Source organism: Lentibacter sp., assembly GCF_965657785.1.
Lineage (GTDB): Bacteria > Pseudomonadota > Alphaproteobacteria > Rhodobacterales > Rhodobacteraceae > Lentibacter.
Map to the genome: position 1 here is coordinate 1 of NZ_CBFHPP010000003.1, position 24,273 is coordinate 24,273.

Genomic DNA, 24,273 nt, shown 5'->3' on the forward strand with positions numbered 1-24,273 from the left:
ATGTCCCTCATCGGCGCGGTTGCGCTGGCTTTGCCAACATTTGGCATGGCTGACCCCGACGATGACACGCTGGTGATCAATGGCGATATTGCCATCACCACAAAAGCCCCAGCACCTGAGCACCTGTCAGACGTTCTTGATGAAGTGATGTCTGGCTGGCACTTTCGTTCCGACGAAACGCAGGCCATGGAAATGGACGATTTTGACAACCCCGGCATGATCTTTGTCGAGCAGGGTATCGAAATGTGGAACGCGGTCGAAGGCAGCGAAGGCAAGTCTTGCGCAAGCTGTCACGGCGAAGCTGAAGCGATGGCAGGCGTTAAGGCTGTTTATCCGAAGTGGAACGAGGCCGCTGGCGAAGTGCGCACAATCCAGATGCAAGTCAATGATTGTCGTGAAAACCGCATGGGCGCTGAGCCTTGGAAGACAGACAAAGGCGGCTCTATTCCGATGGAAGCACTGCTCGCATCGGTCTCTCGCGGAATGCCTGTCAATGTGGCCATCGACGGTCCGGCAAAAGCGACATGGGAAAAAGGTAAAGAGATTTACTACACCCGTTATGGCCAGCTCGAGCTCTCTTGCGCCAACTGCCACGAAGACAACTATGGCAACATGATCCGCGCGGACCATTTGAGCCAAGGCCAGATCAACGGTTTCCCGACATACCGCTTGAAAAACGCCAAGCTGAACGGCACGCACAGCCGCTTTAAAGGCTGTGTTCGCGATACACGTGCCGAGACATTCAGCCCGGGTGGCCCAGAGTTTGTGGCCCTTGAGCTTTATGTCGCAAGCCGCGGCAATGGTCTTTCTATCGAAGGCCCATCTGTCCGTAACTAAAACACCCGAAGCCCGCATCTCATCTGAGGTGCGGGTTTCTTTTTGTCAGAACGCATTAGGTTTTGTGCATATGTTGCCGCCAATGCCCGAAGGAAGGTTCTCCCGCCATGATTTCACGCCGCGATTTTCTCCAAGTTTCTATGGCCGCATCAGCGCTTTATGGCGCAAGCGGGTTTGGCAATTGGGCCCGTCTGGCGGCGCAGCAGGCGCTGACGCAGGACCAGCTGCTGGAGTTTGAAACCTATGGCAATGTCAGCCTCATTCACGTGACCGACATTCACGCGCAGATGAAGCCGATCTTCTTCCGCGAGCCAGAAGTCAACATCGGTGTGGGCGTCAACAACGGCCATGTGCCGCATATCACGGGCGCTGACTTCCGCAAGCTCTACGGGATTGCCGACGGGAGCCCCTCGGCCTACGCCTTGAGCTACAATGACTTCACCTCATTGGCGCAGCAATATGGCCGCGTGGGGGGGCTTGATCGCGTTGCCACTGTGATCAACTCGATCCGTGCTGATCGCCCTGATGCGCTGCTGCTGGACGGCGGTGACACATGGCACGGCTCCTACACCTGCTATCAGACCGAAGGGCAGGATATGGTCAATGTTATGAACGCGCTCAAGCCGGATGCGATGACCTTCCACTGGGAGTTTACGCTCGGCTCCGAACGCGTGAACGAGCTTGTGTCCAGTCTGCCGTTTACCTCCCTTGGCCAGAACATTTTTGACGCCGAATGGGACGAGCCAGCCGAGCTGTTCAAGCCCTATAAGTTCTTTGAACGCGGTGGTGTGAAGATCGCTGTGATCGGGCAGGCCTTTCCTTATATGCCAATTGCCAACCCGCGCTGGATGTTCCCTGAGTATTCTTTCGGGATCCGCGAAGATAATATGGCGGCCATGGTGCAGGAAGTGCGCGACCAAGGCGCCGAGCTTGTTGTTGTCTTGAGCCACAACGGCTTTGATGTGGACAAGAAGATGGCGGGCAATGTTGAAGGCATTGATGTGATCCTCTCCGGCCACACCCATGACGCGCTGCCCGAGCCTGTGCTTGTGGGCAAGACACATATCATCGCCTCAGGCTCAAACGGCAAGTTTGTCAGCCGTGTTGATCTGGATGTGCGCGACGGCGAGATGAAGGGCATCCGCCACAAGCTGATCCCGATTTTCTCGGATGTTATCACGCCAGATCAAGAGGTTGCGGCGCTGATTGATGCGCAGCGTGCGCCTTATGAGGACCAGCTCAAAGAAGTGATCGGCACGACCGACACGCTGCTTTACCGTCGCGGGAACTTCAACGGCTCTTGGGATGATCTGATCTGCAATGCGTTGATGTCGGAGCGCGAAGCCGACATCGCCATGAGCCCTGGCGTGCGTTGGGGACCGAGCATCTTGCCGGGTCAGGAGATCACGCGAGAAGACATTTGGAACGTAACTTCAATGACTTACGGCGAGGCTTATCGCTCCGAGATGACCGGTGAGTTTATCAAAGTGATCCTTGAAGATGTGGGCGACAACCTCTTTAACCCTGATCCCTATTACCAACAGGGCGGGGACATGGTCCGCATCGGCGGCATGGGCTACAAGATCGACGTGAGCAAGCCGCAGGGCGAGCGGATTTCGGATATGACGCTGCTTAAGACAGGCGAAGCGATTGACCCTGCGAAAAACTATGTTGTCGCGGGCTGGGCCAGCGTCAACGAAGGCACCGAAGGACCGCAGATTTGGGATGTGGTGGAAAACCACATTCGCAAACAGGGCACTGTGACGCTTGAAGAGAATACATCGGTGAAGGTTACGGGCGCGTAAAAGCTGCGCACCGGATTTATTTGGCCGATTTGAAAATAAAAACGCCCGCGTCATTTGCGCGGGCGTTTTGCTGTCTCGGGCGAGGTGTTTCGGCTTTCGCCGACCCGCTGGGGGGCCAGCCCCCCAGAGACAAAAGCCTGACGGCTTTTGTCTCATCCCCCCGGGATATTTGAGGCAAAAAGAAAGTGCGAAGGCAGATTAACGCTTCTGGCGGGCCATGAAGGCGAGGCGCTCGAAGAGATGAACGTCTTGCTCGTTTTTGAGGAGGGCGCCGTGCAGCTTGGGCAAAGCGTTGGCTGCGTCGCGTTTGAGGTCTTCGGGGGTGAGGTCTTCTGCGAGCAGAAGCTTGAGCCAGTCGAGCACCTCGGAGGTGGACGGTTTTTTCTTGAGGCCCGATTGATCGCGGATGTCATAGAACTGTGTGAGGGCCGTTGTGAGCAGCTGTTCTTTGATGGCGGGGTGATGCACCGCCACGATCTGGCGCATGGTGTCCATATCGGGGAAGCGGATGTAGTGAAAAAAGCAGCGGCGCAGGAAGGCGTCGGGCAGCTCTTTTTCATTGTTGGAGGTGATGATGATCACGGGGCGGTTTTGGGCGCGGATCGTCTCGCCTGTTTCATAGACGTGGAACTCCATGCGGTCGAGCTCTTGCAAGAGATCGTTGGGGAATTCGATGTCGGCTTTGTCGACTTCGTCGATCAAGAGCACGACCCGCTCGTCTGAGGTGAAGGCCTCCCAAAGCTTGCCTTTTTTGATATAGTTTTTAACGTCATGCACGCGCGCCTCGCCAAGCTGGCTGTCGCGCAGGCGGCTGACGGCGTCATACTCATAGAGGCCTTGCTGGGCTTTGGTGGTGGATTTGATGTTCCACTCGATCATCCTGAGGCCCAGAGCACTGGCCACCTGACGGGCAAGCTCTGTTTTTCCTGTGCCTGGCTCGCCTTTGACAAGGAGCGGGCGCTCCAGCGTGACGGCGGCATTGACGGCTGTCTTGAGGTCTTCGGTGGCGATGTAGGCCTTGGTTCCTTCAAATCTCATCTGCGCACTGCCTTCTTGATTGTTGATTTCCAGGGCAAACTAGCCGAGACGCAATTTCACCGCAATCTGATGTTATGGGGTAGTGACAATCAGCTTCCTTAGGGGTAAGAGCGGCGCAGAAGAAGCGCGCAGTGTAGGAGTGTAACCCGTGTCATTGACTCGCTCAAACGTAGGGGTAAAGGAAATGAAAGCAGAATTTTTTCTGCCCGATGATTATCGTCCGGCTGAGGACGAACCTTTTATGAACGAGCGTCAGCTCGAGTATTTTCGCAGAAAACTGATCACGTGGCGCGAGGAATTGCTGGAAGGCAGTCGCGATACGATTGAAGGGCTGCAAGAGAGCACGCGCAACATTCCTGATGCGGCAGACCGCGCCTCCGAGGAAACCGACCGCGCGCTAGAGCTGCGCACCCGCGACCGCCAGCGCAAGCTTGTGTCCAAGATTGACGCTGCTTTGCGCCGTATCGGAGAGGGCGAGTTTGGCTATTGCGAGGTCACGGGCGACCAGATTTCGCTCAAGCGCCTTGATGCGCGCCCGATTGCGACCATGAGTCTTGAGGCTCAGGAGCGCCATGAGCGCCGCGAGAAAGTCCACCGCGACGATTGAGCTGTGGATGGGGCTGACAAGAGATAGTAAGGCGTCGGAGCGGCTGTTCCGGCGCTTTTTTGTTTGGAGGCAAGCATGATCACGGGCTTGAAAACCTATATTATTGGCGCAGGCATTGGTGGGCTGGCTTTGGCGCGGGTGCTGGCGCTGCGGGGCGCGGATGTGACCGTTCTGGAGCAGGCGGGCGAGATCAAAGAGGTCGGGGCGGGGTTGCAAATTTCGCCCAACGGGCTGGCTGTCTTGCGCGCCATCGGGCTTGAGCCGGCGCTTGCGGAAAGCGGGGCTGTGCTGGCGGACACTGTGCGGCTGATGGATTATCGCGGGGCCGAAGTTGTCAGGCTTGATCTGACGCAGATGGCGCCGCAGAAATACCACTTTGTGCATCGGGCCGATCTGATCTCGCTTTTGGCGGAGGGGGCGCGCGCCGCTGGTGTCAAAATTCAGCTTTTGCAGAAGGTTGAGCGCGTCGAGGCGGGCCGCCCTGCGACGCTCATCATGCAAAATGGCGTGCGGCGGGAGGCCGATCTGGTTGTTGGGGCGGATGGGGTGCACTCGGTTGTGCGGCCTGTGCTCAACGGGGCGCGTGCGCCTTTCTTTACGGGCAATGCCGCGTGGCGGGCTGTTGTGCCAAACAGATGGGGCCGGGCGCGCGATGTGCAGGTTCATATGGGGCCGCGGCGACACCTTGTGAGCTATCCGTTGAGGGGGGGGGAGCTGCTCAATCTGGTGGCTGTGGAGGAGCAGCGCGACTGGCTTGAGGAGAGCTGGACGCAGGCGGACGACCCCGCCAATTTACGCGCAGCCTTTGCGGATTTTGCACCTGAGGTGCAAGAGATGCTGGGGGCTGTGGAGGAGGTCAGGCTGTGGGGGTTGTTCCGCCATCCTGTGGCCGAGCATTGGCATGGCGAGGGGCTTGCTTTGCTGGGCGATGCGGCGCATCCGACGCTGCCGTTTCTGGCGCAGGGGGCGGTTATGGCGCTGGAAGACGCTTGGGCTATGGGCGCGGCTTTGCAGGGGGCTGCGGGCCTCGGGCAAGGGCTTGCGCGCTATCAGCTTTGGCGGCGGGCGCGGGTGGAAAAAGTCATCAAGACGGCGACGGGGAACGCCTGGAAATATCACCTCGGATTTGGCCCGCTGCGCTTTGCGGCCCATAGCGCTTTGAGGCTGGGCGGGGCGCTTGCGCCACGGCGGATGCTGGGCCAGTTTGACTGGCTTTACGGCTATGACATTACCAAAGAACTGCCGCCAGAAAACAGGCGTTAACTTTTGCAAAACGGCTGATTCGGGGGGGGTGAAAAGCGTGCACAATGCGTGCACCGGGCGTGCACCGGCTGAACAGGTTTTTGCACACCACAAAAAAGCCGCCGTTCGTTAAGAGAGCGAACGGCGGCTTCATGTTCGGGGCCGATTATTTAAGGATTGAGCGGCCTGCATAGTGCGCGCTTTCGCCGAGCGCCTCTTCGATACGGATGAGCTGGTTATACTTCGCCAGCCGGTCGGAGCGCGCCAGCGAGCCTGTTTTGATCTGGCCGCAGTTTGTGGCGACGGCGAGGTCGGCGATGGTTGCGTCCTCGGTTTCGCCAGAGCGGTGGGACATCACGTTGGTCATACGGGCGCGGTGGGCCATATCGACGGCCTTGAGCGTCTCAGACAGCGTGCCGATCTGGTTGACTTTGACGAGCATCGAGTTGGCGCAGCCTTTCTCGATCCCCATGGCGAGGCGCTCGGGGTTTGTCACGAAAAGGTCGTCGCCGACGAGCTGGACTGTATCGCCGAGCTTGTCTGTGAGCGCTTTCCAGCCGTCCCAGTCGTCCTCAGAGCAGCCGTCCTCAATTGAGATGATCGGGTAGTCGGCGCAGAGCGCGGCGAGGTAGTTGACATTTTCGGCGGGCGTGAGCGATTTGCCTTCGCCTTTGAGCTCGTATTTGCCACCTTTGAAATATTCGGTCGCGGCGCAGTCAAGCGCGAGGTAGATGTCTTCGCCCGCCGTGTAGCCTGCCTTTTCGATCGACTTCAGGATAAAGTCGAGCGCTTCGCGGGCGGAAGCAATGTTGGGCGCAAAGCCGCCTTCATCGCCAATGCCTGTGGAGAGGCCAGCGGCGGTCAGCTCTTTCTTGAGGGTGTGAAAGACTTCCGCACCCATGCGGATCGCGTCGCGGATATTTTCCGCGCTGACGGGCATGATCATGAATTCCTGAATATCGATCGGATTGTCGGCGTGCTCGCCGCCGTTGATGATGTTCATCATCGGCACAGGCAGGGTGCGCGCAGAGGTGCCGCCGACGTAGCGGAAGAGGGGCTGGGAGCAGAAATCGGCAGCGGCTTTGGCTGCGGCGAGGGAAACGCCGAGGATCGCGTTTGCGCCGAGACGGGATTTGTTCGGCGTGCCGTCCAGCTCGATCATCACCGCGTCGAGCAGCTCTTGCTCGGTGGCGTCCATGCCGATCAGGGCTTCGGCGATTTCGCCATTTACAGAGGCGCAGGCCTCAAGCACGCCCTTGCCCATGTAGCGGCCCGCGTCCCCATCGCGCTTCTCGGAGGCCTCATAAGCGCCTGTGGACGCGCCCGAAGGCACAGCGGCACGCCCCATGGTTCCGTCCTCCAGAACCACATCGACTTCAACTGTGGGGTTGCCACGGCTGTCAAGGATTTCTCTGGCGTGGATGTCGATGATGATGCTCATGGCGAAAATGTTCCTCTGGTTGCGTTGTGCTGTTCATAGGGGTTGTGGCGCTGCGCGCAAGGACGGTAGCGCCAACATCACGCTATTAAGCTGCCTCACAGATGCGCCATGTCTGAGAGCGAGGTCGTGCCCTCCTTTGCCCCGCTTGGTCTTCCTCTTTCTAAAAATATCCTGGGGAGAGCGCGAGAGGGGCTAGCCCCTCTCGCTTGGGTCGGATTTTCGCGCAGCGAAAATTCGAAGCCGTCAGGCCGTCACTTAGGCCGCCACAACGGGCTTGTTCGCCAAGGTCTTCGCAAGTTTGCGTTCGCGCAGGACCGTATAGAGGCCTGAGGCGATGATCAGGGTAGCGCCGATGTAGGTTAAGGCATCAGGGGATTCGTTGAAGACGAGATAGCCGAGGATGATTGAAAAGAGCAGGCGCGTGTAGCGGAACGGCATGATGGCAGAGGCCTCTCCCATACGCATGGCGACGACGATCATGTAATAGCCGATGATGCCAAAAAAGACCCCGATCGCAAGAAAGAGCTCCGTGTCTGCGGTGAGGGCCACATATGGCTCTCTCGTGAGCATGAGCAGGGGGACGGCGAAGATAAAGGCGCTTGAGCCATAAAAAGAGACCACCATGGAAGAGGTCTTGGCGGGCACAAGCCGTGTGAGCAGATCGCGCGCGGCGATGCCTGCCACAGCGATGAGCACGAAGAGGGCGGAGGGATCAAAGCCGGCGAGGCCCGGGCGGATGATCACCAGGACACCGATGAAACCAGTGAGGATTGCGGCCCATCGCCGCCAGCCGACCTGTTCGCCCATAAAGAGCGCAGCGCCCAGTGTGATGGCCAGTGGAGTGGCCTGAAACACGGCCGCAACTGTGGAGAGCGGAACGAGCCAGAGTGATGTGATGAAGGCGGCGGCGGCGATGGTATCGGACAGGGTGCGCCAGAAGATGATCTTGGTGCGATAGCGCCGCGCAAAGACATTGACGCCCTGTGCTCGCGCCAGAAGGCCGAAAACGAGCACGGATGCGCCGCCGAGATAGATAAAAATCTGCCAGCGCGGCAGGCTTTGGGTGAGGTGTTTGATGAAGCTGTCTTCAATCGCAAAGGCCGCCATGGCGGCTGTGAGAAGGAGAATACCGCGCAGGTTGTTCATGGGGGGCGTCCGTAAATGTTATGAGGCTTGCTTCACGCAAAGTGGCGGGCGGCGCAAGCTCTTTCGCGTGTTAACGAGTTTTGGCGGCGCGGGAGATTGCGCTTTGGCTTTGCCAAATCGCGGCGGGGGCGAGAGGGGCGCGCCCCTCTCGCGCTCTCCCCGAGCGCGCTGCCCCGCCTGTGCCGAGACGGCGAGGGCGCGTCTGATTTGGGGTTTGGGTTTGGATATTTAAGGCAAAAAGAAAGGAGGTCGGGGGGGGGCTTGCGGCGGCGCGCGCGGCGGGGCAGGCGGGCGCTGGCGGTGTTATTTTTTGAGCGGCACGCCGTAGAGCTCGAGGCGGTGGCCTTTGAGGGTATAGCCGAGCTTTTGGGCGATGCGCTCTTGCAGGGCTTCGATCTCTTCATCGACAAATTCGATCACCTCGCCTGAATTCATATCAATCAGGTGGTCATGGTGCTCGCGCTCGGCATCTTCATAGCGGGCGCGGCCATCGCCGAACTCCAGCTTGTCGAGGATGCCTGCTTCGTCAAACAGTTTGACAGTGCGATAGACCGTGGCGATTGAAATTCCGGCATCCAATGCGGCGGCGCGGGCGTAGAGCTCTTCGACATCGGGGTGGTCATCTGAGTCTTGCAGCACGGCCGCAATGATGCGGCGTTGTCCTGTCATGCGCAGGCCTTTGGCTTCGCAGCGGGAAATAATTGTATCGGTCATGGCGTGGCTCTTTTTGGCGTGGGGCGGGTTTAGCCCAGCTCCCGGCTTTTGACCAGTGGGTTGGCGCTATACGTGAGCTGTCTTTGCATGGTTTGGACGGTTTGTCGGCTCTGTCAGTGTGAAGGGCAGGCCGAAAGGGGCGAGCGTGGGCGCGTGCAGCCTAGGAGCGGTGTCAGGCCAGGCGTTTGGCCTCTTGACCTTGGTGCGGCGGGCTGAGCAGATGGCCGCATGGAGCGTAAATCTCATATCGACATGGCGGGCGCGGCGGCGCTGACTGTTTTTGCTTTGGTGCTCGGGTTTAATCAGGTTGTGATTAAGCTGAGCAACGGGGGCTTTCAGCCTATTTTCATGGCGGGGCTGCGCTCGGCTTTTGCCTTTCTGGTGATGCTGGCGTGGATGCGCTATCGCGGGCTGCATCACGGGATACGGCGGGATCTGCTGTTTCCGGGGTCTGTTCTGGGCCTGCTGTTCACCTTCGAATTTGTCTGTCTCTATCTGGCGCTGGATTACACCACGGTGTCGCGCGCCTCGATTATCTTTTACTCGATGCCTGTCTGGCTCACGCTTGCGGCGCATTTTCTGTTGCCGGGGGAGCAGATGCGCGCGCCGCGTGCGATTGGGCTTTTGCTGGCGATGGCGGGTGTTGTCTGGGTATTGGCCAAGCCTTATGACGGCGCAGAGGCGAGCCTTGTGGGCGATCTTCTGGCGCTGGGGGCCGCCCTTGGCTGGGGCGGGATTGCCTTGTTTTTGCGGCTGCACCCTGTCTCTCAGGAGCGGCCTGAAGTGCAGCTTGTCTGGCAACTCGGGGTGTCGATGTTGCTATTGTTTGCATTTGCGCCCCTGTTTGGGCCGCTGACGCGGGAGCTGGCGCCGATCCATTGGGCGGGGCTTGTGTTTCAGGTTTTGGCTGTGGCGAGCTTTGGGTATCTCTTCTGGTTTGTGTTGCTCAAGATTTATCCCGCCTCTGGCGTGGCCTCGTTCAGCTTTCTCTCGCCCGTCTGTGGCGTGACGCTGGGCTGGCTTGTGTTGGGCGAGGAGATCGGGGTCGAGATCATTGGCGGGCTTTGTTTTGTCGCCGTCGGGCTTCTTCTGATCAACCGCAAGCCGCGCCTTGCGCGCTAGCGCGTGCGGGTCATCAGCATATAGGTTTCGCGCGCTTCAAAGCCTGCACGTTTGTAGAGACTCTGGGCGCGCTCGTTGTCGCGCGCGACTTCCAAATGCAGGGCTTTGACGCCGTGCTGTTTGAGGGCGGGGAGAAGCGTTGTGAGGGCTTCGGAGCCCATGCCGCGACCGCGGATTTTCTCGCGAATGAAAAACTCATCGACAAAGCCGTCGATCCCGCCAAGCTCGACCGAATAGCCCAAAGTGATCACGATATAGCCGACAGGGGCTTTGCGCGGGCCGATGAGGTAAACCATTCCGTGGGGGATGCCCTCAAGGAGCGGTGTGAGGGCGGCGCGGCGCTCATCCTCTGACAGGGAGATGTTGTGGTGGGCATGAAAGCCGGCGACCAGCGGCAGAAGCTTTTCCATGTCTTCCAGACCGGCGAGATGAAGCAGGTTCATAGGCGGGCCAGCCGCTCTGTGAGGAGGGCGAAGAAGCCTTCGGCGTCGATGCTGCCCATAAAGGTGCAGTTGGGCGCGCGGTCTGTGACGCGCCACCAGTCGGCGACCGTCATGCCGAGGGTCAGCTCGGAGTGCGTTTCGATTTCGACATTGACCTTGCGGCCTTTGAACAGATCGGGCTGCAAAAGGTAGGCTGTCACGCAGGGGTCATGAAGGGGCGCTCCGAGGGAGCCGTATTTCTCGCGGTCAAAGCGCTCGAAGAATTCTGTCATCTCGGCGACGGCGACCCCGACGGGGGAGCCAATGGCGCGGAAGGCGTCGTTGCGCTCTTTGGTGACGAGGGCCTTATGGGTCACATCAAGCGGCATGACTGTTATGGGCGCGCCAGATTTAAAAACAATATCAGCGGCTTGAGGGTCAACGTAAATGTTGAACTCGGCAGCGGGTGTGATGTTGCCGACCTCAAAGTAAGCCCCGCCCATGAGCACGATCTCGGCCACGCGGGCGGCAATATCGGGGGCGCGCTGGAAGGCTGTCGCGATATTGGTGAGCGGGCCGAGGGGGCAGAGTGTGACCGTGCCGGACGGCTCGCTGCGCAGGGTATTGATAATGAAATCAACGGCATGGTCGTCTTGCAAGGGCATGGTCGGCTCTGGCAGGACGGGGCCATCAAGGCCTGTTTTGCCGTGGACGTGCTCGGCTGTGACGAGGTTTCGCGCCAAGGGCCTGTCGCAGCCTGCGAAGACTTTAACATGAGGTTTTCCTGCCAACTCACAGATAATGCGCGCATTTCTCTCTGTCAGGGGCAGGGGGACATTGCCTGCGACACAGGTGATCCCGAGCACATCCAGCGCCTCGGGGCTGGCCAGCGCCAGAAGGATCGCCACGGCATCATCCTGCCCCGGATCGGTATCAATAATGATTTTACGTGCGCTCATCGGGGCCTCCAAAAGTTTGAGCGACCTTGGCAACAGTTCTGCGCACTGTCCAGCCAAGCATTGCAAATTGGCGCAAACTAGCCGAAACTTGCAGCGTGATTTGAGGGGGTGAACATAGTGCGTAAATTATATCTTCATGCGGGGGCGCATCGCACGGGGACATCGAGTTTTCAGCTCTGTCTTGCGGCCAACCGTTCAAAGCTTGAGGCCGAAGGTTATGATCTTGCCTATCCCGGGCGGGACGGAGCGCCAGGGGGGATGCTGCATCTGCGCCTGCCAAAACCGCGCCACAGCAAAGAGGATTTGCCCGAGTTTACCGCCAAAGTGACCAAGACCCTTATGCGTCATGTGACAGGGGACAGTGGCGGGCTTATTCTTTCGGATGAAAATGTGCTGGGATTGATCGTTCATTTCTTTTCTGGGCGTCTTTACCCTGCGCGGCGCAAGCGGCTTTTGGCCTTTCGCGGTGGGCTTGAGGCGATTGAAGCCGAGGTAGCCCATATTTTATTGGTGATACGCTCCTATGAGGAGCTGTTTGTCTCGGGGTATCGCAAGCACGCCGAGGACAATTCTGTGGAGCCTTTTGAGGCTATTGCCCAGACAATGACGGATTTTTCTGGGGGCTGGCCTGATACGATCAAGGCCGTGCAAAATGTGCTGAAGCCCGCGGCGATCACTGTGATTGAATATGGCGCGCGCGGGGAGAGCTCGGCACTTTTGGCGCGCCTTTTGGGCGCCGAGCCTGAGGCTTATGTGGAGCCTGAGGAAGACTTGAATGTCAGCGCGACGGATGCGGCGCTCGAACATTTGCAGGGGATATATCAGGCGGGAACAGAGCTTGAGCGCGAGGCGTGGCAGGCTGTGATTGCGCAATATGCCGATCAGGCAGAAGACCGTGGCTTTGCGCGGTTTTCGGCGGCGCAATCAGAGGCGCTGGCGGCGCGCTATGCGCAGGATCTGGAAGAGATCGGGGCGATGGAGGGTGTGACGCTCATCCCCTAAAAAAAGGCGCTCCGAAGGGGGGCGCCTCAGGTGTTTGTCGGCCAAGGGATTAGCCGTCAAAATCAACTGTTTCTGTGAGCTTGAGCGCCTCATCGCGCAGGCGGGCGAGATCCATCAGATTGACAGGATCGGCGACAAAGCCGCCCCAGCTTTTGACCAGCGTATCGGCTTCTGTGCCAGGGGCGATGGGGTATTCATAGTTTGCGTGAGCATAGATTTCCTGTGCTTTCGGCGAGGTGAGGAATTCCATCATTTTCAAGGCATTGTCTTTGTTTGGGGCGGCTTTTGTCATGGCGACACCAGAGATGTTGACGTGCGTGCCGGCGCCTTCAAAGACGGGAAAGAGCACATTGACGCTGTCGGCCCAGTCTTTTTGCTCGGGGTCGGCGAGCATCTGGCCCATGTAATAGGTGTTGCCGATGGCGATGTCGCATTCGCCTGCCCAGATCGCCTTGACTTGGGCGCGGTCATTGCCTTGGGGTTTGCGGGCGAGGTTGGATTTGAGACCTTCGAGCCATGTTTTGGCGGCCTCTTCGCCGTGATGATAGATCGCGGCGGAGGTGAGGGCGACATTATAGGCATTGGTGCCCGAGCGGGTGCAGATGCGGCCCTTCCACTTGGGATCGGCGAGGTCTTCATAGGTTGTCACATCGCTTTCGGCCACGCGGTCTTTGCTGGCATAGACAATGCGGGCGCGGGTTGTGAGGCCCCACCAGTGGCCTTCTGGATCATGGTAGATCGCGGGGACATTGGCTGTGAGTGTGTCGCTTGTGACGGGTTGGGTGAGCCCCGCCTCGACGGCGGCGTGCAGCCGCGAGATATCGACTGTGAAGATAAGATCGGCGGGGGAGCGCTTGCCCTCGGCTTGGAGGCGCTCAACCATGCCTTTTTCAAGGTAGGCGACATTGACGGCAATGCCTGTTTCGGCGGTGAAGGCGTCTGTCAGCGGTTTGATCAGTTCGGGCTGGCGGTAGGAGTAGATATTTACCTCCTCGGCGAGCGCGGGCGTGGCCATTGCGAGGGCTGCGAGGCTGAGAGCAAATTTGGGTAGGGGCGTCATGTGAGTCTCCGTTTCTGATGAAGCGGTTTTATCCTGACTTTTTTTGTCAGGTCAATACCTGAATTTTTATATCAGGTATTATTCAGGGGTGCGCTCTTCCCTCTTGGCGGCGGTCCAGAGCGCGTCCATCTCGGCAAGATCGCTCTCGTCGGGGCGCTTGCCGCGCGCGGCGAGCAGGGCTTCGACGCGGCCAAAGCGGCGCTCGAACTTGGCATTGGCGGCGCGGAGGGCAGCCTCAGGCTCAACGCCAAGGTGACGGCCCAGATTGGCCATGACGAACATCAGATCGCCGTATTCCTCTAAAATATGCGCGGGGTCGGCCTCGGCCTGCGCTTCGACAAGCTCTTGGGATTCTTCAAGAATTTTGTCGAGAACCTCGCGGGCAGAGGGCCAGTCAAAGCCGACACGGGCCGCGCGCTTTTGCAGCTTGTGGGCGCGCAAGAGCGCGGGCAGCCCGAGCGCGACGCCATCCAGCGTGCCTTTCTCGGACTTTCCAGCGCGCTCGGCGGCCTTAATCGCCTCCCAGTCGCGGGTCTGCTGTTCGGAAGATTTATCGCGGCTCTCTGTGCCAAAGACATGAGGATGTCGGGCGACCATTTTGTCAGACATGGTGTCGGCGACCTCATCGAGGTTAAACAGCCCCGCTTCTTCGGCCATCTGGGCGTGAAAGACCGACTGGAACAAAAGATCGCCCAGCTCGCCTTTCAGCTCGTCCCATGCCTCGCGCTCGATGGCGTCGGCGACCTCATAGGCCTCCTCGATGGTATAGGGCGCAATACTGGCAAAGCTCTGCTCGATATCCCACGGGCAACCTGTTTCGGGGTCGCGCAGGGCGCGCATGATTGCGCGCAGGCGTGGGAGGCCGCCGTTTGGAGAGTGAATAAGCGTATCGTCAGCCATTGCGCCTGCCTTTCGTTTGAGATTGAGTGGCAGGGTAATGCAGCGGGCGGGGGACGCAAGACATGGCGGTGATAAATCGGATCGCGGGCTTTTCTGCTGAGATGGCGGGCTGGCGACGCCATATCCATATGCACCCTGAGCTGGCCCTTGATTGCCATGAGACGGCGGGTTTTGTTGTGGCGCGGCTGCGCGAGTTTGGTGTGGACGAAATTCACGAGGGCATTGCGAAGACGGGTGTTGTCGCGATCATCAATGGCACGGGAGACGGCCCTTGCACGGGGCTGCGCGCGGATATGGACGCGCTGCCGATGCAGGAAGAAACGGGGGCTGAGTGGGCCAGCAAAGTGGACGGCAAAATGCACGCTTGCGGGCATGACGGGCATACGGCGATGCTTCTCGGCGCGGCGAAATATTTGAGCGAGACGCGCAATTTCACGGGCCGTGTCGCGCTCATCTTCCAGCCTGCGGAAGAGGCGATTGGCGGCGGGCGGATCATGGTGGAAGAGGGCATGATGGAGCGCTTCGCGATTGACGAGGTCTATGCGCTGCACACCGACCCCTTTGCGCAAGCGGGTGAGCTGCGCACCTGCGCGGGGCCGATTATGGCGGCGGTGGATGAATGGGAGATTACTGTGAAGGGGGTGGGCGGGCACGCGGCCTATCCTCATATGTGCCGCGACCCTATGGTGACGGCGATGCAGACGGGGCTGGCGCTACAGAGTGTTGTGGCGCGCAATGCCAACCCGATTGATCCCATTGTGGTGTCGGTGACGCAGTGTCATGGCGGCACGGCGAGCAATATCATTGCGGATGAAGTGAAGCTGAGCGGGACTGTGCGCACATTTAGCGAGACGAACCGTGACCTTGCAGAGCGGCGGATTGGCGAGATTGCCCGCGCGCAGGCGGAGAGTTTTGAGATGACTGCCGAGGTGGTTTATGAGCGCAGCTACCCCGCGACAGTCAACCACGCGGCGCAGGTGGAGAAATCGGCGCGCGTTGCGCGCGAGGTTGTTGGCGATGACATGGTGATCACCGATTTGCCGCCCGAAATGGGCGCGGAAGATTTCTCTTATATGCTTAATGCGCGGCCCGGAGCGTTTTACTTTTTGGGCCAAGGGCTGGGGCCGTCTGTGCACCATCCTGAATTTGATTTTAATGACGAAGTCGCCCCTATTGGCGCTTCGTTTTTTGCGCGTCTGATCGAGACGCTGCACAGATAAGGAGACGACAGATGGCTGTGATCAACCGTATTGCGGGGCTTGCCGAGGAGATGAAAACATGGCGGCGCCATATTCATATGCACCCCGAATTGGGCCGCGACTGTCACGAGACGGCGGCCTTTGTTGTGGAACGCCTCAAGGAGTTTGGCGTCGATGAGATCACCACGGGCTGGGCCGAGAGCGGGGTTGTGGCTGTGATCAACGGGCAGGGCGCGGGGCCGAGCATTGGCCTGCGCGCGGATATGGACGCGCTGCCGATGGAGGAGATCACGGGGCTGGACTACGCCAGTAAGACCCCCGGAAAGATGCACGCTTGTGGCCATGACGGGCACACCGCGATGCTGCTTGGAGCGGCAAAATACCTCAGCGAGACACGCAACTTCGCGGGCAAGGCTGTGCTGATCTTCCAACCTGACGAGGAGTTGTCTGGTGGTGGCGAGGCCATGGTCAAGGAGGGTATGATAGAGCGCTTTGGGATTGATGAGGTCTATGCGATCCACAATGGACCCGGCCTTGAGGCGGGGACCATTGGCACGGTTGCGGGGCCGATTATGGCGGCAGTCGACAGCTTTTATATCGACATTCAGGGCAAGGGCGGGCACGGCGCAATGCCGCATGAGAGCGTCGACCCTGTGGTGGCGGCTGTGGCCATGGTGCAGGCGATCCAGACGATTGTGAGCCGCAACAATGATGCGCAGGAGCGGCTTGTCGTCTCGGTGACGCAGATCAACACGGGGACGGCGACGAACATTATCCCTGACAGTGCAAGGATTTGCGGGACGGTGCGCACCTTTGACCCTCACGTGCGCGACATGGTGGAAAAGCGCATGGGCGAGATTGTGGCGGGGCAAGCGGCGAGCTTTGGCGTTTCGGCCACGCTTCAGTATGATCGCGGCTACCCTGCGACGGTGAATGACGCGGGCAAGACGGCTTTTGCGGCCGATGTGGCGCGTGAGATTGTGGGCGCGGCAAAAGTGGATGACGGTGCCAAGCCGATGATGGCGGCGGAGGATTTTTCTTATATGCTGAATGAGCGGCCCGGGGTTTATGCGTTTGTTGGCAATGGGGAGGGGGCGATGGTGCATCACCCCGCTTATGACTTTAACGACGAGATTGCGCCGATTGGGGCGTCCTTTCTGGCGCGGTTGGTTGAGAAGGCGGCACCGATTGGCTAAGGCCCTCAATGGGCCACGGCCCCACCCACCCACCCGCCGTAGCCCATTGAGGGCTGGCAGACCGACAGGAGAGGCCTGATGGCACTGGAAGACAGCAAGAATTTTGTGGACGAGGCGTTTACGCGCAGCTCTGACCGTGGCGTCAGCTTTGAGAACAGCTTTGGCGGGGCGCTTTCGTTTTTGCGCCGCCGTTACACCAAGGATCTGGCGGGTGTGGATATTGCCGTCACCGGCATTCCGTTTGACCAAGCGGTCACCAACCGCCCCGGCACACGGCTTGGCCCCCGCGCCATTCGCGAGGCGAGCACGCTGCAAAGCCCTGATGCGCCTTATGGCTGGGGGTATAACCCGCTGGATGAGCTGAATATCGTTGATTATGGCGATCTGGCGTTTGATTATGCCAATATTCCTGCCTTTCCCGAGGCGCTGACGGCGCATATCAGGGGTATTTTGCAGAGTGGCGCGGCCAGCGTGGCTTTGGGCGGCGATCATTACGTCAGCTTCCCGATCTTGAAGGCTTATGCGGAGAGATACGGGCCTATTTCGCTGGTCCAGTTTGATGCGCATACCGACACTTGGGCGGATGATGATATGAGCCGTGTAGACCATGGCACGATGTTTTACAAAGCCGTCAAAAGCGGGATTGTCGACCCGAAGACCTCTGTGCAGATTGGTATTCGCACAACCAATGAGGACACGCTTGGTGTCAATATCATTGATGCGCGGGAAGTTCATGCCACGGGGCCTGCGGCTGTGGCGGCCAAGGCGCGCGAGATTGTCGGGGCGCGGCCTGTGTATCTGAGCTTTGACATTGACGGGCTTGACCCTGCCTTTGCGCCTGGCACGGGCACGCCTGTTTGGGGCGGGCTGAGTTCGGCACAGGCCAGCCATATTCTGCGCGATTTGGCAGGGATCAATATTGTGGGGGGAGATATTGTGGAAGTCTCGCCGCCGTTTGACACCAGCGGGGCCACCGCGATTGCGGGGGCGCACGTGGCGATGGAGATCATCTGTTTGCTCGGCTGGAACAGGCTTGGCAAAGAGTAGAATGCCTTCGGCGAGGATATTTGGAGCAAAAAGAAAGGGATGGGGCGCATGAGCTGGGTTTTATGGGGGGTGCTGTTGCTTGGTGTGGGCTTTGCCTCTTATGTGCGGCTGGCGCCGCAGGAGGCGGCGCGCTGGCGGGTGACAGGGCCGATGGCGGCGCTTGGCGATCAGGCCGAGGCGGGCGGTTTTCGTGCGGTGCGCGCGTTTGAGGGCGATTGGGGCGCTGTTGAAGCCGTGGTGTTTGGCACGCCGCGCACGCGGGCGCTTGCGGTTTGGGAGAACCAGCGGCTTTATGTGACGCGTTCGGCGCTTTGGGGCTTTCCGGATTATACCACTGTGCGGCTTGAGGGCGGGCAGATCGAGATCTACGGGCGCTTGCGCTTTGGCAAGTCGGACCTAGGCGTCAATCAGGCCCGTATCAGGGGCTGGCTCGCTGATCTTAAGCTGTGAGCTCATGCAGCCCTCGGCGGTTTCGCGCCACATCGGGACATTGAGCGACATCTGGCACTGGGCTGTGAACATCCGCCCGCCGACCTGAAGGCAGATGCTTTCGCCAAGTTCGACGCGTGCGCCCGCTGTGTCAGTGCAATAACAATCAACGGTTTTGACGCCGATGTTTTGATCGGCAAATGAGGGGGCCGCGAGGGCCATGAGGAAGATGGCAAGGCGCGTCATGGCATGAGTATAGCACGAAGTCGGCGCTTGACCAAGCGGGCTGAATACCGCACATCGGAGCCATGGTTCCTTCAGAGCGTTTAGAACAGATCATCCAGCGTTTCCAATTCCTTGAGGCCAAGATGGCCGAAGGGGGCGGGGATATTGCGGCTTTGGCCAAGGAATATTCCGATCTGCGCCCTGTGGTGGAGGAGATTGAAAGCTACCGCCGTTTGATGGCCGATCTGGTCGAGGCCAAAGAGATGCTCGCTGACCCTGATATGAAGGCGTTGGCGGAAGAAGAGCTGCCCGCCTTGCGGGCGCGTCTGCCTGAGGCGGAGGCGGCGTTGCAGCTTTCGCTTTTGCCCAAGGATGCGGCGGACGGGCGGCCTGCGCTGATCGAAATCCGCCCGGGCACCGGCGGCGACGAGGCAGCGCTTTTTGCGGGCGATTTATTGAGGATGTATCAGCGCTACTCTGAGGCGCGGGGCTGGAAATTCGAGATTCTGGAGCTGAGCGAGAGCGAGCTTGGCGGCGTCAAGGAGGCTGTTGTGCGGGTGGCGGGGCAGGATGTCTTTGCGCGGCTCAAGTTCGAGAGCGGGGTGCACCGTGTGCAGCGTGTGCCTGAAACCGAGAGCGGCGGGCGCATTCACACCTCGGCGGCCACTGTGGCTGTTTTGCCTGAGGCGGAAGACGTCGATATTGTGATCAACGCAAGTGACATCAGGATCGACACCATGCGCGCGAGCGGCGCGGGCGGGCAGCACGTCAACACCACCGACTCGGCAGTGCGCATCACCCATCTTCCCAGCGGGCTGGTTGTGACCTCGTCGGAGAAGAGCCAGCACCGCAACCGCGAGATTGCGATGCAGGTCCTTAAGACGCGGCTGTTTGATCTGGAGCGTCAGAAAGTGCATGACGAACGCAGCGCCAGCCGCGCCGAACAGGTGGGTTCGGGCGACCGCTCGGAGCGGATCAGGACCTATAATTTCCCGCAGGGGCGGATGACGGACCACCGGATCGGGCTGACGCTTTATAGTCTTGGGGCTGTGATGCAGGGCGATCTGGACGAGACCATTGATGCGCTGATTGCAGACCATCAGGCGAGCCTTCTGGCGGAGATGAACGGGTGAGCGGAGCCACTGTGGGCGCGGCGCTGCGGGCGGCGGGCATGGCCCTGACGGAGGCGGGCATTGAGGGCGGTGCGCGTGATCTGCGGCTGTTGATGGCGTCTGTGCTGGGCATCGAGCCCGCGCGGATGACGCTGCATTTGCAAGACGATTTGCCCGTGGAGATGGCGGCGGCGTTTGAGGCGCTTGTACTGCGTCGGGCCGAACGCGAGCCTGTGTCGCATCTGATCGGGCGGCGCGCGTTCTTTGGCCGTGAGTTTGGCGTCAGTGCGGATGTGCTTGATCCGCGCCCCGAAACCGAGGCGCTTGTTTTGGCCGCGCTTGAGCGCCCGTTTGCGCGGGTGCTTGACCTTGGCACAGGGTCGGGCTGTATTTTGCTTTCGCTGCTGGCCGAGCGTCACGCGGCGCAGGGGGTCGGGGCGGATCTGTCGGCGGCGGCTTTGGCCATGGCGGCCCGCAATGCAGAGGCGCTTGGGCTTTCGCAGCGTTGTGACTTTGTGCAATCAGATTGGTTTGAGGCGGTTGAAGGGCTTTATGATCTGATCGTTTCCAATCCGCCTTATATTGCGCTGGATGAAATGTCGGCGCTTGCGCCTGAGCTTTCGCACGAGCCGCGTATGGCGCTGACGGATGAGGCCGACGGGCTTGGCGCATACCGGATCATTTGCGCCCGCGCTTCGGCTTTTTTGAAAGAGGGCGGGCGTTTGATTGTAGAAATCGGCCCGACGCAGGGCGCTGATGTGAGCGCCATGATGCGCGCTGCGGGGCTGCAGGATGTGCAAATACGGCCTGATTTGGACGGGCGGGACCGTGTGGTTTTGGGCTATCAGCGCGGTTAAACGGCTTTTTGCACGGATTCAGGGCATTTCGGCCTTGTGAAACATCTTCTGTCGTGGTTATTGAGGATGTGAGCGGTGGATGTCTTTAGGACGGTCCCGCATACACCCAAGCCAGAAATCTTTGGATTTGTTAAAAGTGCATTTTGCACGCCGCAGATCAAACAAAGGCCAATTAACAAGCTCAGGCTCTTAAAACATGAGATCATCTAAATCGCGTTCGCGATCAAAGAATAACCGGAACAACAACCGGCCGTCTGGAAATATTGTAAACCGCGTGTTTGACAGCTCGGGTCCAGAGGGAAAAGTGCGCGGCACGCCGCAGCAGATTATCGAGAAATACAACCAACTGGCGCGGGATGCGCAGCTTGCGGGCGACCGTGTGGCGACAGAGAACTTCCAGCAGCACGCCGAGCATTATCAGCGCTTGTTGAGCGAAGCCATGGTTGAGGAAAACGCCAAGCGCGAACAGCTTGAGCAGCTTCATCGCGAGCGTCAGGCCGAGCGGGACCGCGAAGCGGCCGAGCGTCGCGAGCGCCAAGAGCGCGAGAGCAATGCGGCAAGTGCCGCGAGCCATGAGGCGCAGGAGACGCGCGAACAGCCGCAGCCGCAAGCGCAACCACAGCGCAAGCCGCGCCGCGCCGCGCCTGTGAATGAGGCGCAGGACGCGCCGCAGCCCGATATTGCGCAGCTTGAAATGATGCGTGCGCCTGAAGACAGCGGGTTGGTTGAGACGCCCGAAAACGCGGAAGAGAAGCCGAAGCGCACACGAAAGCCACGGCGCAAGAAAGAAGATACGCCGTCAGACGATAGCGGATCACAAGCCGCAGAATAAAAGAAACCCCGCGCCAGACGCGGGGTTTTTTCTTTTTGGGGGCTTGGTTTTAGGGCGCTTTGATGGCGCGGGCGAGGGCGCAGAACTGTTCAAGCCCGATGACTTCGGCGCGGTCTGTCGGTTTGATGCCTGCGGCGAGGAGCCTGTCTTCCAGATCGGGCGCAAGGCCTTTGAGTGCGGCGCGCAGCATTTTGCGGCGCTGGTTGAAGGCTTTGGCGACCACGCGCTCCAGCGTTTTGGCATCGGCTTCAAAGCGCGGCTTTTCCAGCGCTTTGATATGCACCACAGCGCTGCTGACTTTGGGCGGCGGTGTGAAGGCTTCTGGCGGCAGGTTGAGCACAATGGCCGCATCAGAGCGCCACTGGGCGAGGAGCGCCAAGCGCCCGTAGGCTTTGGAGCCGGGGCGCGCGACGATCCGTTCGGCAACTTCGCGTTGGAACATCAGCGTGAGGCTGTCCCAGAACGGGGGCCATTCTGGCGGGGTGAGCCAGCGCACCAGAAGCTCGGTGCCAATGTTATAGGGCAGGTTGGCGGCGATCTGGATCGGCTTTGAGAGATGGCTGAGCGGGTCGACTTCTAGGGCGTCGCCTTCGATCACGGTGAGGCGTCCGTCATAGGCGGCGGCGATCTCTTCCAGCGCAGGGATGCAGCGGCTGTCTTTTTCTATGGCAAGGACGCGGCGCGCGCCTTCAGAGAGCAGACCACGGGTGAGCCCGCCCGGGCCCGGGCCGATTTCGAGCACATCGCTTTTGGACAAATCGCCGACATGGCGGGCGATCTTGGCGGTCAGGTTGAGATCAAGGAGGAAGTTTTGCCCCAAGGATTTGCGCGCGGAGAGCCCGTGGTTTGCAATCACGGCGCGCAGGGGCGGGAGGCTGTCGATCTGGGTCATGTGGCTGTGCCTTTGGCCATGGCCCACGCAAGGCGCAGGGCTTCTATGCTGGAACTGGGATTGGCGCGGCCTTGGCCTGCGATGTCAAAGGCGGTGCCATGATCAGGCGAGGTGCGCACGAAAGGCAGGCCGAGGGTCACGTTGACGCCGCGGTCAAAGTCAAGCGTCTTGATCGGGATCAGGGCTTGGTCGTGATACATACAGATGGCGGCGTCATAGCGCGCGCGGGCGGCTTCGTGAAACATGGTATCGGCGGGCAAGGGGCCTGCGATATCAAGGCCTGTCGCGCGCAGCGAGACAAGCAAGGGCGCGATCCAGTCAAGCTCTTCCTGCCCCATGGTGCCGCCTTCGCCTGCGTGGGGATTGAGGCCCGCCACAGCGAGGCGTGGCGCCGCGATATGGAACTGGGTTTGCAGGGCGGTGTGGGTGATCTCGAGTGTGCGGCGCAGGCTGGCGGGCGTCAGCGCCTTTGGCACATCGGCGAGCGCGATATGGATCGTAGCGGGAACAACCCGAAGCGTGGGGCTGGCGAGCATCATCACCACATGATCGACGCCCGCAAGATGGGCAAGGAACTCGGTATGACCGGGGAAGGCAAAGCCAGCCCCGTCTTTGAGGGCTTTTTTATGAATGGGAAGCGTGCAAACGGCGGAAGCCTCGCCTGACTGCACCAGCGCAACCGCGCGTTCGATAGAGCCGATGACGCCTGCGGCATGGGCGGGGTCGGGCTGGCCCGCAACACGGGCAGAACCCATAGGCAAGGGCAGCACCGGCAGGCCATGGGCCATGGCGGCGGGGGCCTCGGACGGCGCGTTGATTGCGATATAGCGGCAATCAACGGGCAGATGCGCAGGATCACCGATCAGAAAAAAGCTCAGCTCGTCCTTGAGGGCGTACCAGAGCATGGGGGCCAGCTCGGGGCCGATCCCTGCGGGTTCGCCACAGGTGAGCGCGACGGGCTTAGTATTCAATGATCCGCGCCTCGGAGCGCAGCTGGGCGAGGTAGCCATCGGCATAGCTGGCAAGGCGGCGGTTTTGCAGGCTGATCCCGATTTGGTCGCGATCGACGCCTTCGGCTTGCTTGGGTGTTCTGCCACAGAGCATCAGGAAGACAAGCGTTTGGCCGTCGGCGCGGGTGAGGGCCGTGGAGACTTCATGCTTGTCGAGCTTGGCAAGCTCCAGAGCGATGTCGGAGGGAATATCGGCAGGCGCTTTTGAGCCGCGCTCCAGCACCTCTTCGGGCTGGCCTTTGGCAACGCCATAGAGGTCATCACAGGTATCGACCGTGTTGGTGAGCTTGCGGGCGGTTGCCAGAGCGTCGGGGCTGCGCCCGCCTGCGATATAATAGGCGGCATATTCAATCGCCGAATAAATGGGCGTTGCGACTTTGCCTTCCTCGATCCCGCGCATTTGAAAGAGCGCAATCGCGCCGTCAATCGGGATCGGATCGCTGACCTGACCACGGCCAAGGCCGAGAATGATCGGGTGAAGCGCGGGGGGGAGGTTGGACAGGGGCATCCACTCCAATCTGCCGCCACGGGCGCTTGTGGCTGTGGCAGAATACTGGCGCGCGGCGGCGGCAAAGGCGCTTTCGGTTGTGATTTGGGAGAGCTCGTTGGCGCGCGCTTGGGCTGCGGCGGCCTCTGCGGGCGGAGCGGGAATGATGATTTCGGAGAGCAGCACACGGATGCTGTCTGTGGTTGTCGCGTTGAGCGCTTGGTCAATGTCGGTGTCGCCGACTTCAACTTTGGGGCCGAAGCGGGCGCGCACAAGGCTGCGCCAGGCGACGCCCGAGACAATGAAATCACGGAAGGTCTGTTCTTCGATGCCGCCCTGTTTGAGGGCGGCGAGGAACTCTTCGGTGCTCATATTGGCGCGGGCGGCGAATTCTGCCATGCCAGTGGTGATCTCTTGGCCAGCGGGCAGCACGCCAAGGGCTTGGGCGGCGTCGAGCTTGAGGCGCTCTTCAATCAATTGGGCGCGGGCTTCTTTCGCGGGGTCGCCCGGGGCGCGGAACATGGCCAGCATCAGGCTGCGCTGGTTGAGATCAAACTGGGTGATCACCTTGTCATTCACTTTGATCGCGGGGGCAAAGAGGTTTTGCGACTGCGCTGTGCTTGAAACTGTCACCGTGACGGCGAGAAGCGCGATAAGGAGCGAGAGAAGCGGTGTGCGCGTGATCATCAGTC

25 protein-coding genes are annotated in these 24,273 nt (G+C 60.0%); 13 read left to right on the plus strand and 12 right to left on the minus strand.

Annotation, left to right across the window (positions count from 1 at the left end; all coding sequences use genetic code 11):
* Together soxA and soxB are read left to right on the plus strand one after the other, a co-directional pair.
* A complete protein-coding gene (soxA, locus tag ACTF58_RS02410; RefSeq protein WP_438990372.1) occupies window positions 1-837 on the plus strand; it encodes a sulfur oxidation c-type cytochrome SoxA in 837 nt (278 codons plus the stop codon).
* A gap of 107 nt (window positions 838-944) precedes the next feature.
* Window positions 945-2,642, plus strand: a complete 1,698-nt coding sequence (gene soxB, locus ACTF58_RS02415; RefSeq protein WP_438990373.1) for a thiosulfohydrolase SoxB — start codon at window positions 945-947, stop codon at window positions 2,640-2,642.
* A 198-nt stretch (window positions 2,643-2,840) separates the two neighbouring features.
* On the opposite strand, the gene ACTF58_RS02420 is transcribed toward soxB, so the two are convergent.
* Window positions 2,841-3,680 carry an AAA family ATPase gene (locus tag ACTF58_RS02420; RefSeq protein WP_438990374.1) on the minus strand — a complete coding sequence of 280 codons (840 nt, stop codon included), beginning with the start codon at window positions 3,678-3,680 and terminating at the stop codon, window positions 2,841-2,843.
* Between the two features lie 184 nt (window positions 3,681-3,864).
* Between ACTF58_RS02420 and dksA the strand changes: the two genes are divergently transcribed.
* Both dksA and ACTF58_RS02430 read left to right on the plus strand, forming a co-directional pair.
* The gene (gene dksA / locus ACTF58_RS02425) at window positions 3,865-4,287 is read left to right on the plus strand and encodes an RNA polymerase-binding protein DksA (protein ID WP_271437231.1); all 423 of its coding nucleotides are present in this window, start codon (window positions 3,865-3,867) and stop codon (window positions 4,285-4,287) included.
* 75 nt (window positions 4,288-4,362) lie between these two features.
* Window positions 4,363-5,550, plus strand: coding sequence for an FAD-dependent monooxygenase (locus ACTF58_RS02430; RefSeq protein WP_438990375.1), 1,188 nt, complete (start codon window positions 4,363-4,365; stop codon window positions 5,548-5,550).
* A 145-nt stretch (window positions 5,551-5,695) separates the two neighbouring features.
* Here ACTF58_RS02430 and eno read toward each other — a convergent pair whose 3' ends face one another.
* The 3 genes from eno to ACTF58_RS02445 form a co-directional block, all read right to left on the minus strand.
* Entirely contained in the window at window positions 5,696-6,970 is a 1,275-nt protein-coding gene (gene eno / locus ACTF58_RS02435; protein ID WP_438990376.1) for a phosphopyruvate hydratase, read from the minus strand.
* 255 nt (window positions 6,971-7,225) lie between these two features.
* The gene (locus ACTF58_RS02440; RefSeq protein WP_438990377.1) at window positions 7,226-8,116 is read right to left on the minus strand and encodes a DMT family transporter; all 891 of its coding nucleotides are present in this window, start codon (window positions 8,114-8,116) and stop codon (window positions 7,226-7,228) included.
* Window positions 8,117-8,419: 303 nt separating this feature from the next.
* On the minus strand, window positions 8,420-8,830 hold the full coding sequence (locus ACTF58_RS02445; RefSeq protein WP_438990378.1) for a Fur family transcriptional regulator: 411 nt from the start codon (window positions 8,828-8,830) through the stop codon (window positions 8,420-8,422).
* A 228-nt stretch (window positions 8,831-9,058) separates the two neighbouring features.
* Between ACTF58_RS02445 and ACTF58_RS02450 the strand changes: the two genes are divergently transcribed.
* Window positions 9,059-9,952, plus strand: coding sequence for a DMT family transporter (locus ACTF58_RS02450; RefSeq protein ID WP_438990379.1), 894 nt, complete (start codon window positions 9,059-9,061; stop codon window positions 9,950-9,952).
* Here the strand turns inward: ACTF58_RS02450 and ACTF58_RS02455 are convergent.
* Both ACTF58_RS02455 and ACTF58_RS02460 read right to left on the minus strand, forming a co-directional pair.
* Window positions 9,949-10,395 carry a GNAT family N-acetyltransferase gene (locus ACTF58_RS02455; protein WP_438990380.1) on the minus strand — a complete coding sequence of 149 codons (447 nt, stop codon included), beginning with the start codon at window positions 10,393-10,395 and terminating at the stop codon, window positions 9,949-9,951. The two genes, ACTF58_RS02450 and ACTF58_RS02455, sit on opposite strands and share 4 nt — an antisense overlap.
* Window positions 10,392-11,333: a nucleoside hydrolase gene (locus tag ACTF58_RS02460; RefSeq protein ID WP_438990381.1), complete on the minus strand. Its 942-nt coding sequence runs from the start codon at window positions 11,331-11,333 to the stop codon at window positions 10,392-10,394. The genes ACTF58_RS02455 and ACTF58_RS02460 overlap by 4 nt, the downstream gene beginning before the upstream one ends.
* Window positions 11,334-11,450: 117 nt before the next feature.
* Between ACTF58_RS02460 and ACTF58_RS02465 the strand changes: the two genes are divergently transcribed.
* Window positions 11,451-12,335, plus strand: coding sequence for a hypothetical protein (locus tag ACTF58_RS02465; protein WP_438990382.1), 885 nt, complete (start codon window positions 11,451-11,453; stop codon window positions 12,333-12,335).
* A gap of 49 nt (window positions 12,336-12,384) precedes the next feature.
* Here ACTF58_RS02465 and ACTF58_RS02470 read toward each other — a convergent pair whose 3' ends face one another.
* Window positions 12,385-13,395 (minus strand): Fe(3+) ABC transporter substrate-binding protein, encoded by a 1,011-nt coding sequence (locus ACTF58_RS02470; protein WP_438990383.1) that lies wholly within the window; start codon window positions 13,393-13,395, stop codon window positions 12,385-12,387.
* A gap of 78 nt (window positions 13,396-13,473) precedes the next feature.
* On the minus strand, window positions 13,474-14,295 hold the full coding sequence (gene mazG, locus ACTF58_RS02475; RefSeq protein WP_438990384.1) for a nucleoside triphosphate pyrophosphohydrolase: 822 nt from the start codon (window positions 14,293-14,295) through the stop codon (window positions 13,474-13,476).
* Between the two features lie 62 nt (window positions 14,296-14,357).
* Here mazG and ACTF58_RS02480 point away from each other — a divergent pair, with 62 nt between their 5' ends.
* The 4 genes from ACTF58_RS02480 (at window position 14,358) to ACTF58_RS02495 (ending at window position 18,187) form a co-directional block, all read left to right on the plus strand.
* Window positions 14,358-15,515, plus strand: a complete 1,158-nt coding sequence (locus ACTF58_RS02480; protein ID WP_438990385.1) for a M20 aminoacylase family protein — start codon at window positions 14,358-14,360, stop codon at window positions 15,513-15,515.
* Window positions 15,516-15,526: 11 nt separating this feature from the next.
* On the plus strand, window positions 15,527-16,690 hold the full coding sequence (locus tag ACTF58_RS02485) for a M20 aminoacylase family protein (RefSeq protein ID WP_438990386.1): 1,164 nt from the start codon (window positions 15,527-15,529) through the stop codon (window positions 16,688-16,690).
* Between the two features lie 78 nt (window positions 16,691-16,768).
* Window positions 16,769-17,737 (plus strand): agmatinase, encoded by a 969-nt coding sequence (speB, locus tag ACTF58_RS02490; protein WP_438990387.1) that lies wholly within the window; start codon window positions 16,769-16,771, stop codon window positions 17,735-17,737.
* A 48-nt stretch (window positions 17,738-17,785) separates the two neighbouring features.
* A complete protein-coding gene (locus tag ACTF58_RS02495) occupies window positions 17,786-18,187 on the plus strand; it encodes a DUF1499 domain-containing protein (RefSeq protein ID WP_438990388.1) in 402 nt (133 codons plus the stop codon).
* Here the strand turns inward: ACTF58_RS02495 and ACTF58_RS02500 are convergent.
* Window positions 18,134-18,412, minus strand: coding sequence for a hypothetical protein (locus tag ACTF58_RS02500; protein ID WP_438990389.1), 279 nt, complete (start codon window positions 18,410-18,412; stop codon window positions 18,134-18,136). The two genes, ACTF58_RS02495 and ACTF58_RS02500, sit on opposite strands and share 54 nt — an antisense overlap.
* A gap of 62 nt (window positions 18,413-18,474) precedes the next feature.
* On the opposite strand from ACTF58_RS02500, the gene prfA reads away from it, so the two are divergent.
* The 3 genes from prfA to ACTF58_RS02515 all read left to right on the plus strand — a co-directional run bounded on the left by prfA (window position 18,475) and on the right by ACTF58_RS02515 (window position 21,192).
* A complete protein-coding gene (prfA, locus tag ACTF58_RS02505; RefSeq protein WP_438990390.1) occupies window positions 18,475-19,524 on the plus strand; it encodes a peptide chain release factor 1 in 1,050 nt (349 codons plus the stop codon).
* Window positions 19,521-20,360, plus strand: coding sequence for a peptide chain release factor N(5)-glutamine methyltransferase (prmC, locus tag ACTF58_RS02510; RefSeq protein WP_438990391.1), 840 nt, complete (start codon window positions 19,521-19,523; stop codon window positions 20,358-20,360). The genes prfA and prmC overlap by 4 nt, the downstream gene beginning before the upstream one ends.
* Before the next feature lie 196 nt (window positions 20,361-20,556).
* Complete coding sequence (locus ACTF58_RS02515; RefSeq protein ID WP_438990392.1) at window positions 20,557-21,192, plus strand: DUF4167 domain-containing protein; 636 nt, start codon at window positions 20,557-20,559, stop codon at window positions 21,190-21,192.
* Between the two features lie 49 nt (window positions 21,193-21,241).
* On the opposite strand, the gene rsmA is transcribed toward ACTF58_RS02515, so the two are convergent.
* Genes rsmA through ACTF58_RS02530 form a run of 3 tightly spaced genes read right to left on the minus strand, consistent with a single transcriptional unit; the run spans window position 21,242 to window position 24,268 of the window.
* Window positions 21,242-22,084 (minus strand): 16S rRNA (adenine(1518)-N(6)/adenine(1519)-N(6))-dimethyltransferase RsmA, encoded by an 843-nt coding sequence (gene rsmA / locus ACTF58_RS02520; protein WP_438990393.1) that lies wholly within the window; start codon window positions 22,082-22,084, stop codon window positions 21,242-21,244.
* Window positions 22,081-23,055, minus strand: a complete 975-nt coding sequence (pdxA, locus tag ACTF58_RS02525; RefSeq protein WP_438990394.1) for a 4-hydroxythreonine-4-phosphate dehydrogenase PdxA — start codon at window positions 23,053-23,055, stop codon at window positions 22,081-22,083. Before pdxA ends, rsmA begins: the two co-directional genes overlap by 4 nt.
* Window positions 23,045-24,268 (minus strand): peptidylprolyl isomerase, encoded by a 1,224-nt coding sequence (locus tag ACTF58_RS02530; protein WP_438990395.1) that lies wholly within the window; start codon window positions 24,266-24,268, stop codon window positions 23,045-23,047. The genes pdxA and ACTF58_RS02530 overlap by 11 nt, the downstream gene beginning before the upstream one ends.
* Window positions 24,269-24,273 lie beyond the last annotated feature (5 nt).

Bases quoted from the DNA above. Each gene is read 5' to 3' on its own strand.
- soxA (WP_438990372.1), top strand. From the start codon at position 1: ATGTCCCTCATCGGCGCGGTTGCGCTGGCTTTGCCAACATTTGGCATG.
- soxB (WP_438990373.1), top strand. From the start codon at position 945: ATGATTTCACGCCGCGATTTTCTCCAAGTTTCTATGGCCGCATCAGCG.
- ACTF58_RS02420 (WP_438990374.1), bottom strand. From the start codon at position 3,680: ATGAGATTTGAAGGAACCAAGGCCTACATCGCCACCGAAGACCTCAAG.
- dksA (WP_271437231.1), top strand. From the start codon at position 3,865: ATGAAAGCAGAATTTTTTCTGCCCGATGATTATCGTCCGGCTGAGGAC.
- ACTF58_RS02430 (WP_438990375.1), top strand. From the start codon at position 4,363: ATGATCACGGGCTTGAAAACCTATATTATTGGCGCAGGCATTGGTGGG.
- eno (WP_438990376.1), bottom strand. From the start codon at position 6,970: ATGAGCATCATCATCGACATCCACGCCAGAGAAATCCTTGACAGCCGT.
- ACTF58_RS02440 (WP_438990377.1), bottom strand. From the start codon at position 8,116: ATGAACAACCTGCGCGGTATTCTCCTTCTCACAGCCGCCATGGCGGCC.
- ACTF58_RS02445 (WP_438990378.1), bottom strand. From the start codon at position 8,830: ATGACCGATACAATTATTTCCCGCTGCGAAGCCAAAGGCCTGCGCATG.
- ACTF58_RS02450 (WP_438990379.1), top strand. From the start codon at position 9,059: ATGGAGCGTAAATCTCATATCGACATGGCGGGCGCGGCGGCGCTGACT.
- ACTF58_RS02455 (WP_438990380.1), bottom strand. From the start codon at position 10,395: ATGAACCTGCTTCATCTCGCCGGTCTGGAAGACATGGAAAAGCTTCTG.
- ACTF58_RS02460 (WP_438990381.1), bottom strand. From the start codon at position 11,333: ATGAGCGCACGTAAAATCATTATTGATACCGATCCGGGGCAGGATGAT.
- ACTF58_RS02470 (WP_438990383.1), bottom strand. From the start codon at position 13,395: ATGACGCCCCTACCCAAATTTGCTCTCAGCCTCGCAGCCCTCGCAATG.
- mazG (WP_438990384.1), bottom strand. From the start codon at position 14,295: ATGGCTGACGATACGCTTATTCACTCTCCAAACGGCGGCCTCCCACGC.
- ACTF58_RS02480 (WP_438990385.1), top strand. From the start codon at position 14,358: ATGGCGGTGATAAATCGGATCGCGGGCTTTTCTGCTGAGATGGCGGGC.
- ACTF58_RS02485 (WP_438990386.1), top strand. From the start codon at position 15,527: ATGGCTGTGATCAACCGTATTGCGGGGCTTGCCGAGGAGATGAAAACA.
- speB (WP_438990387.1), top strand. From the start codon at position 16,769: ATGGCACTGGAAGACAGCAAGAATTTTGTGGACGAGGCGTTTACGCGC.
- ACTF58_RS02495 (WP_438990388.1), top strand. From the start codon at position 17,786: ATGAGCTGGGTTTTATGGGGGGTGCTGTTGCTTGGTGTGGGCTTTGCC.
- ACTF58_RS02500 (WP_438990389.1), bottom strand. From the start codon at position 18,412: ATGACGCGCCTTGCCATCTTCCTCATGGCCCTCGCGGCCCCCTCATTT.
- prfA (WP_438990390.1), top strand. From the start codon at position 18,475: ATGGTTCCTTCAGAGCGTTTAGAACAGATCATCCAGCGTTTCCAATTC.
- ACTF58_RS02515 (WP_438990392.1), top strand. From the start codon at position 20,557: ATGAGATCATCTAAATCGCGTTCGCGATCAAAGAATAACCGGAACAAC.
- rsmA (WP_438990393.1), bottom strand. From the start codon at position 22,084: ATGACCCAGATCGACAGCCTCCCGCCCCTGCGCGCCGTGATTGCAAAC.
- ACTF58_RS02530 (WP_438990395.1), bottom strand. From the start codon at position 24,268: ATGATCACGCGCACACCGCTTCTCTCGCTCCTTATCGCGCTTCTCGCC.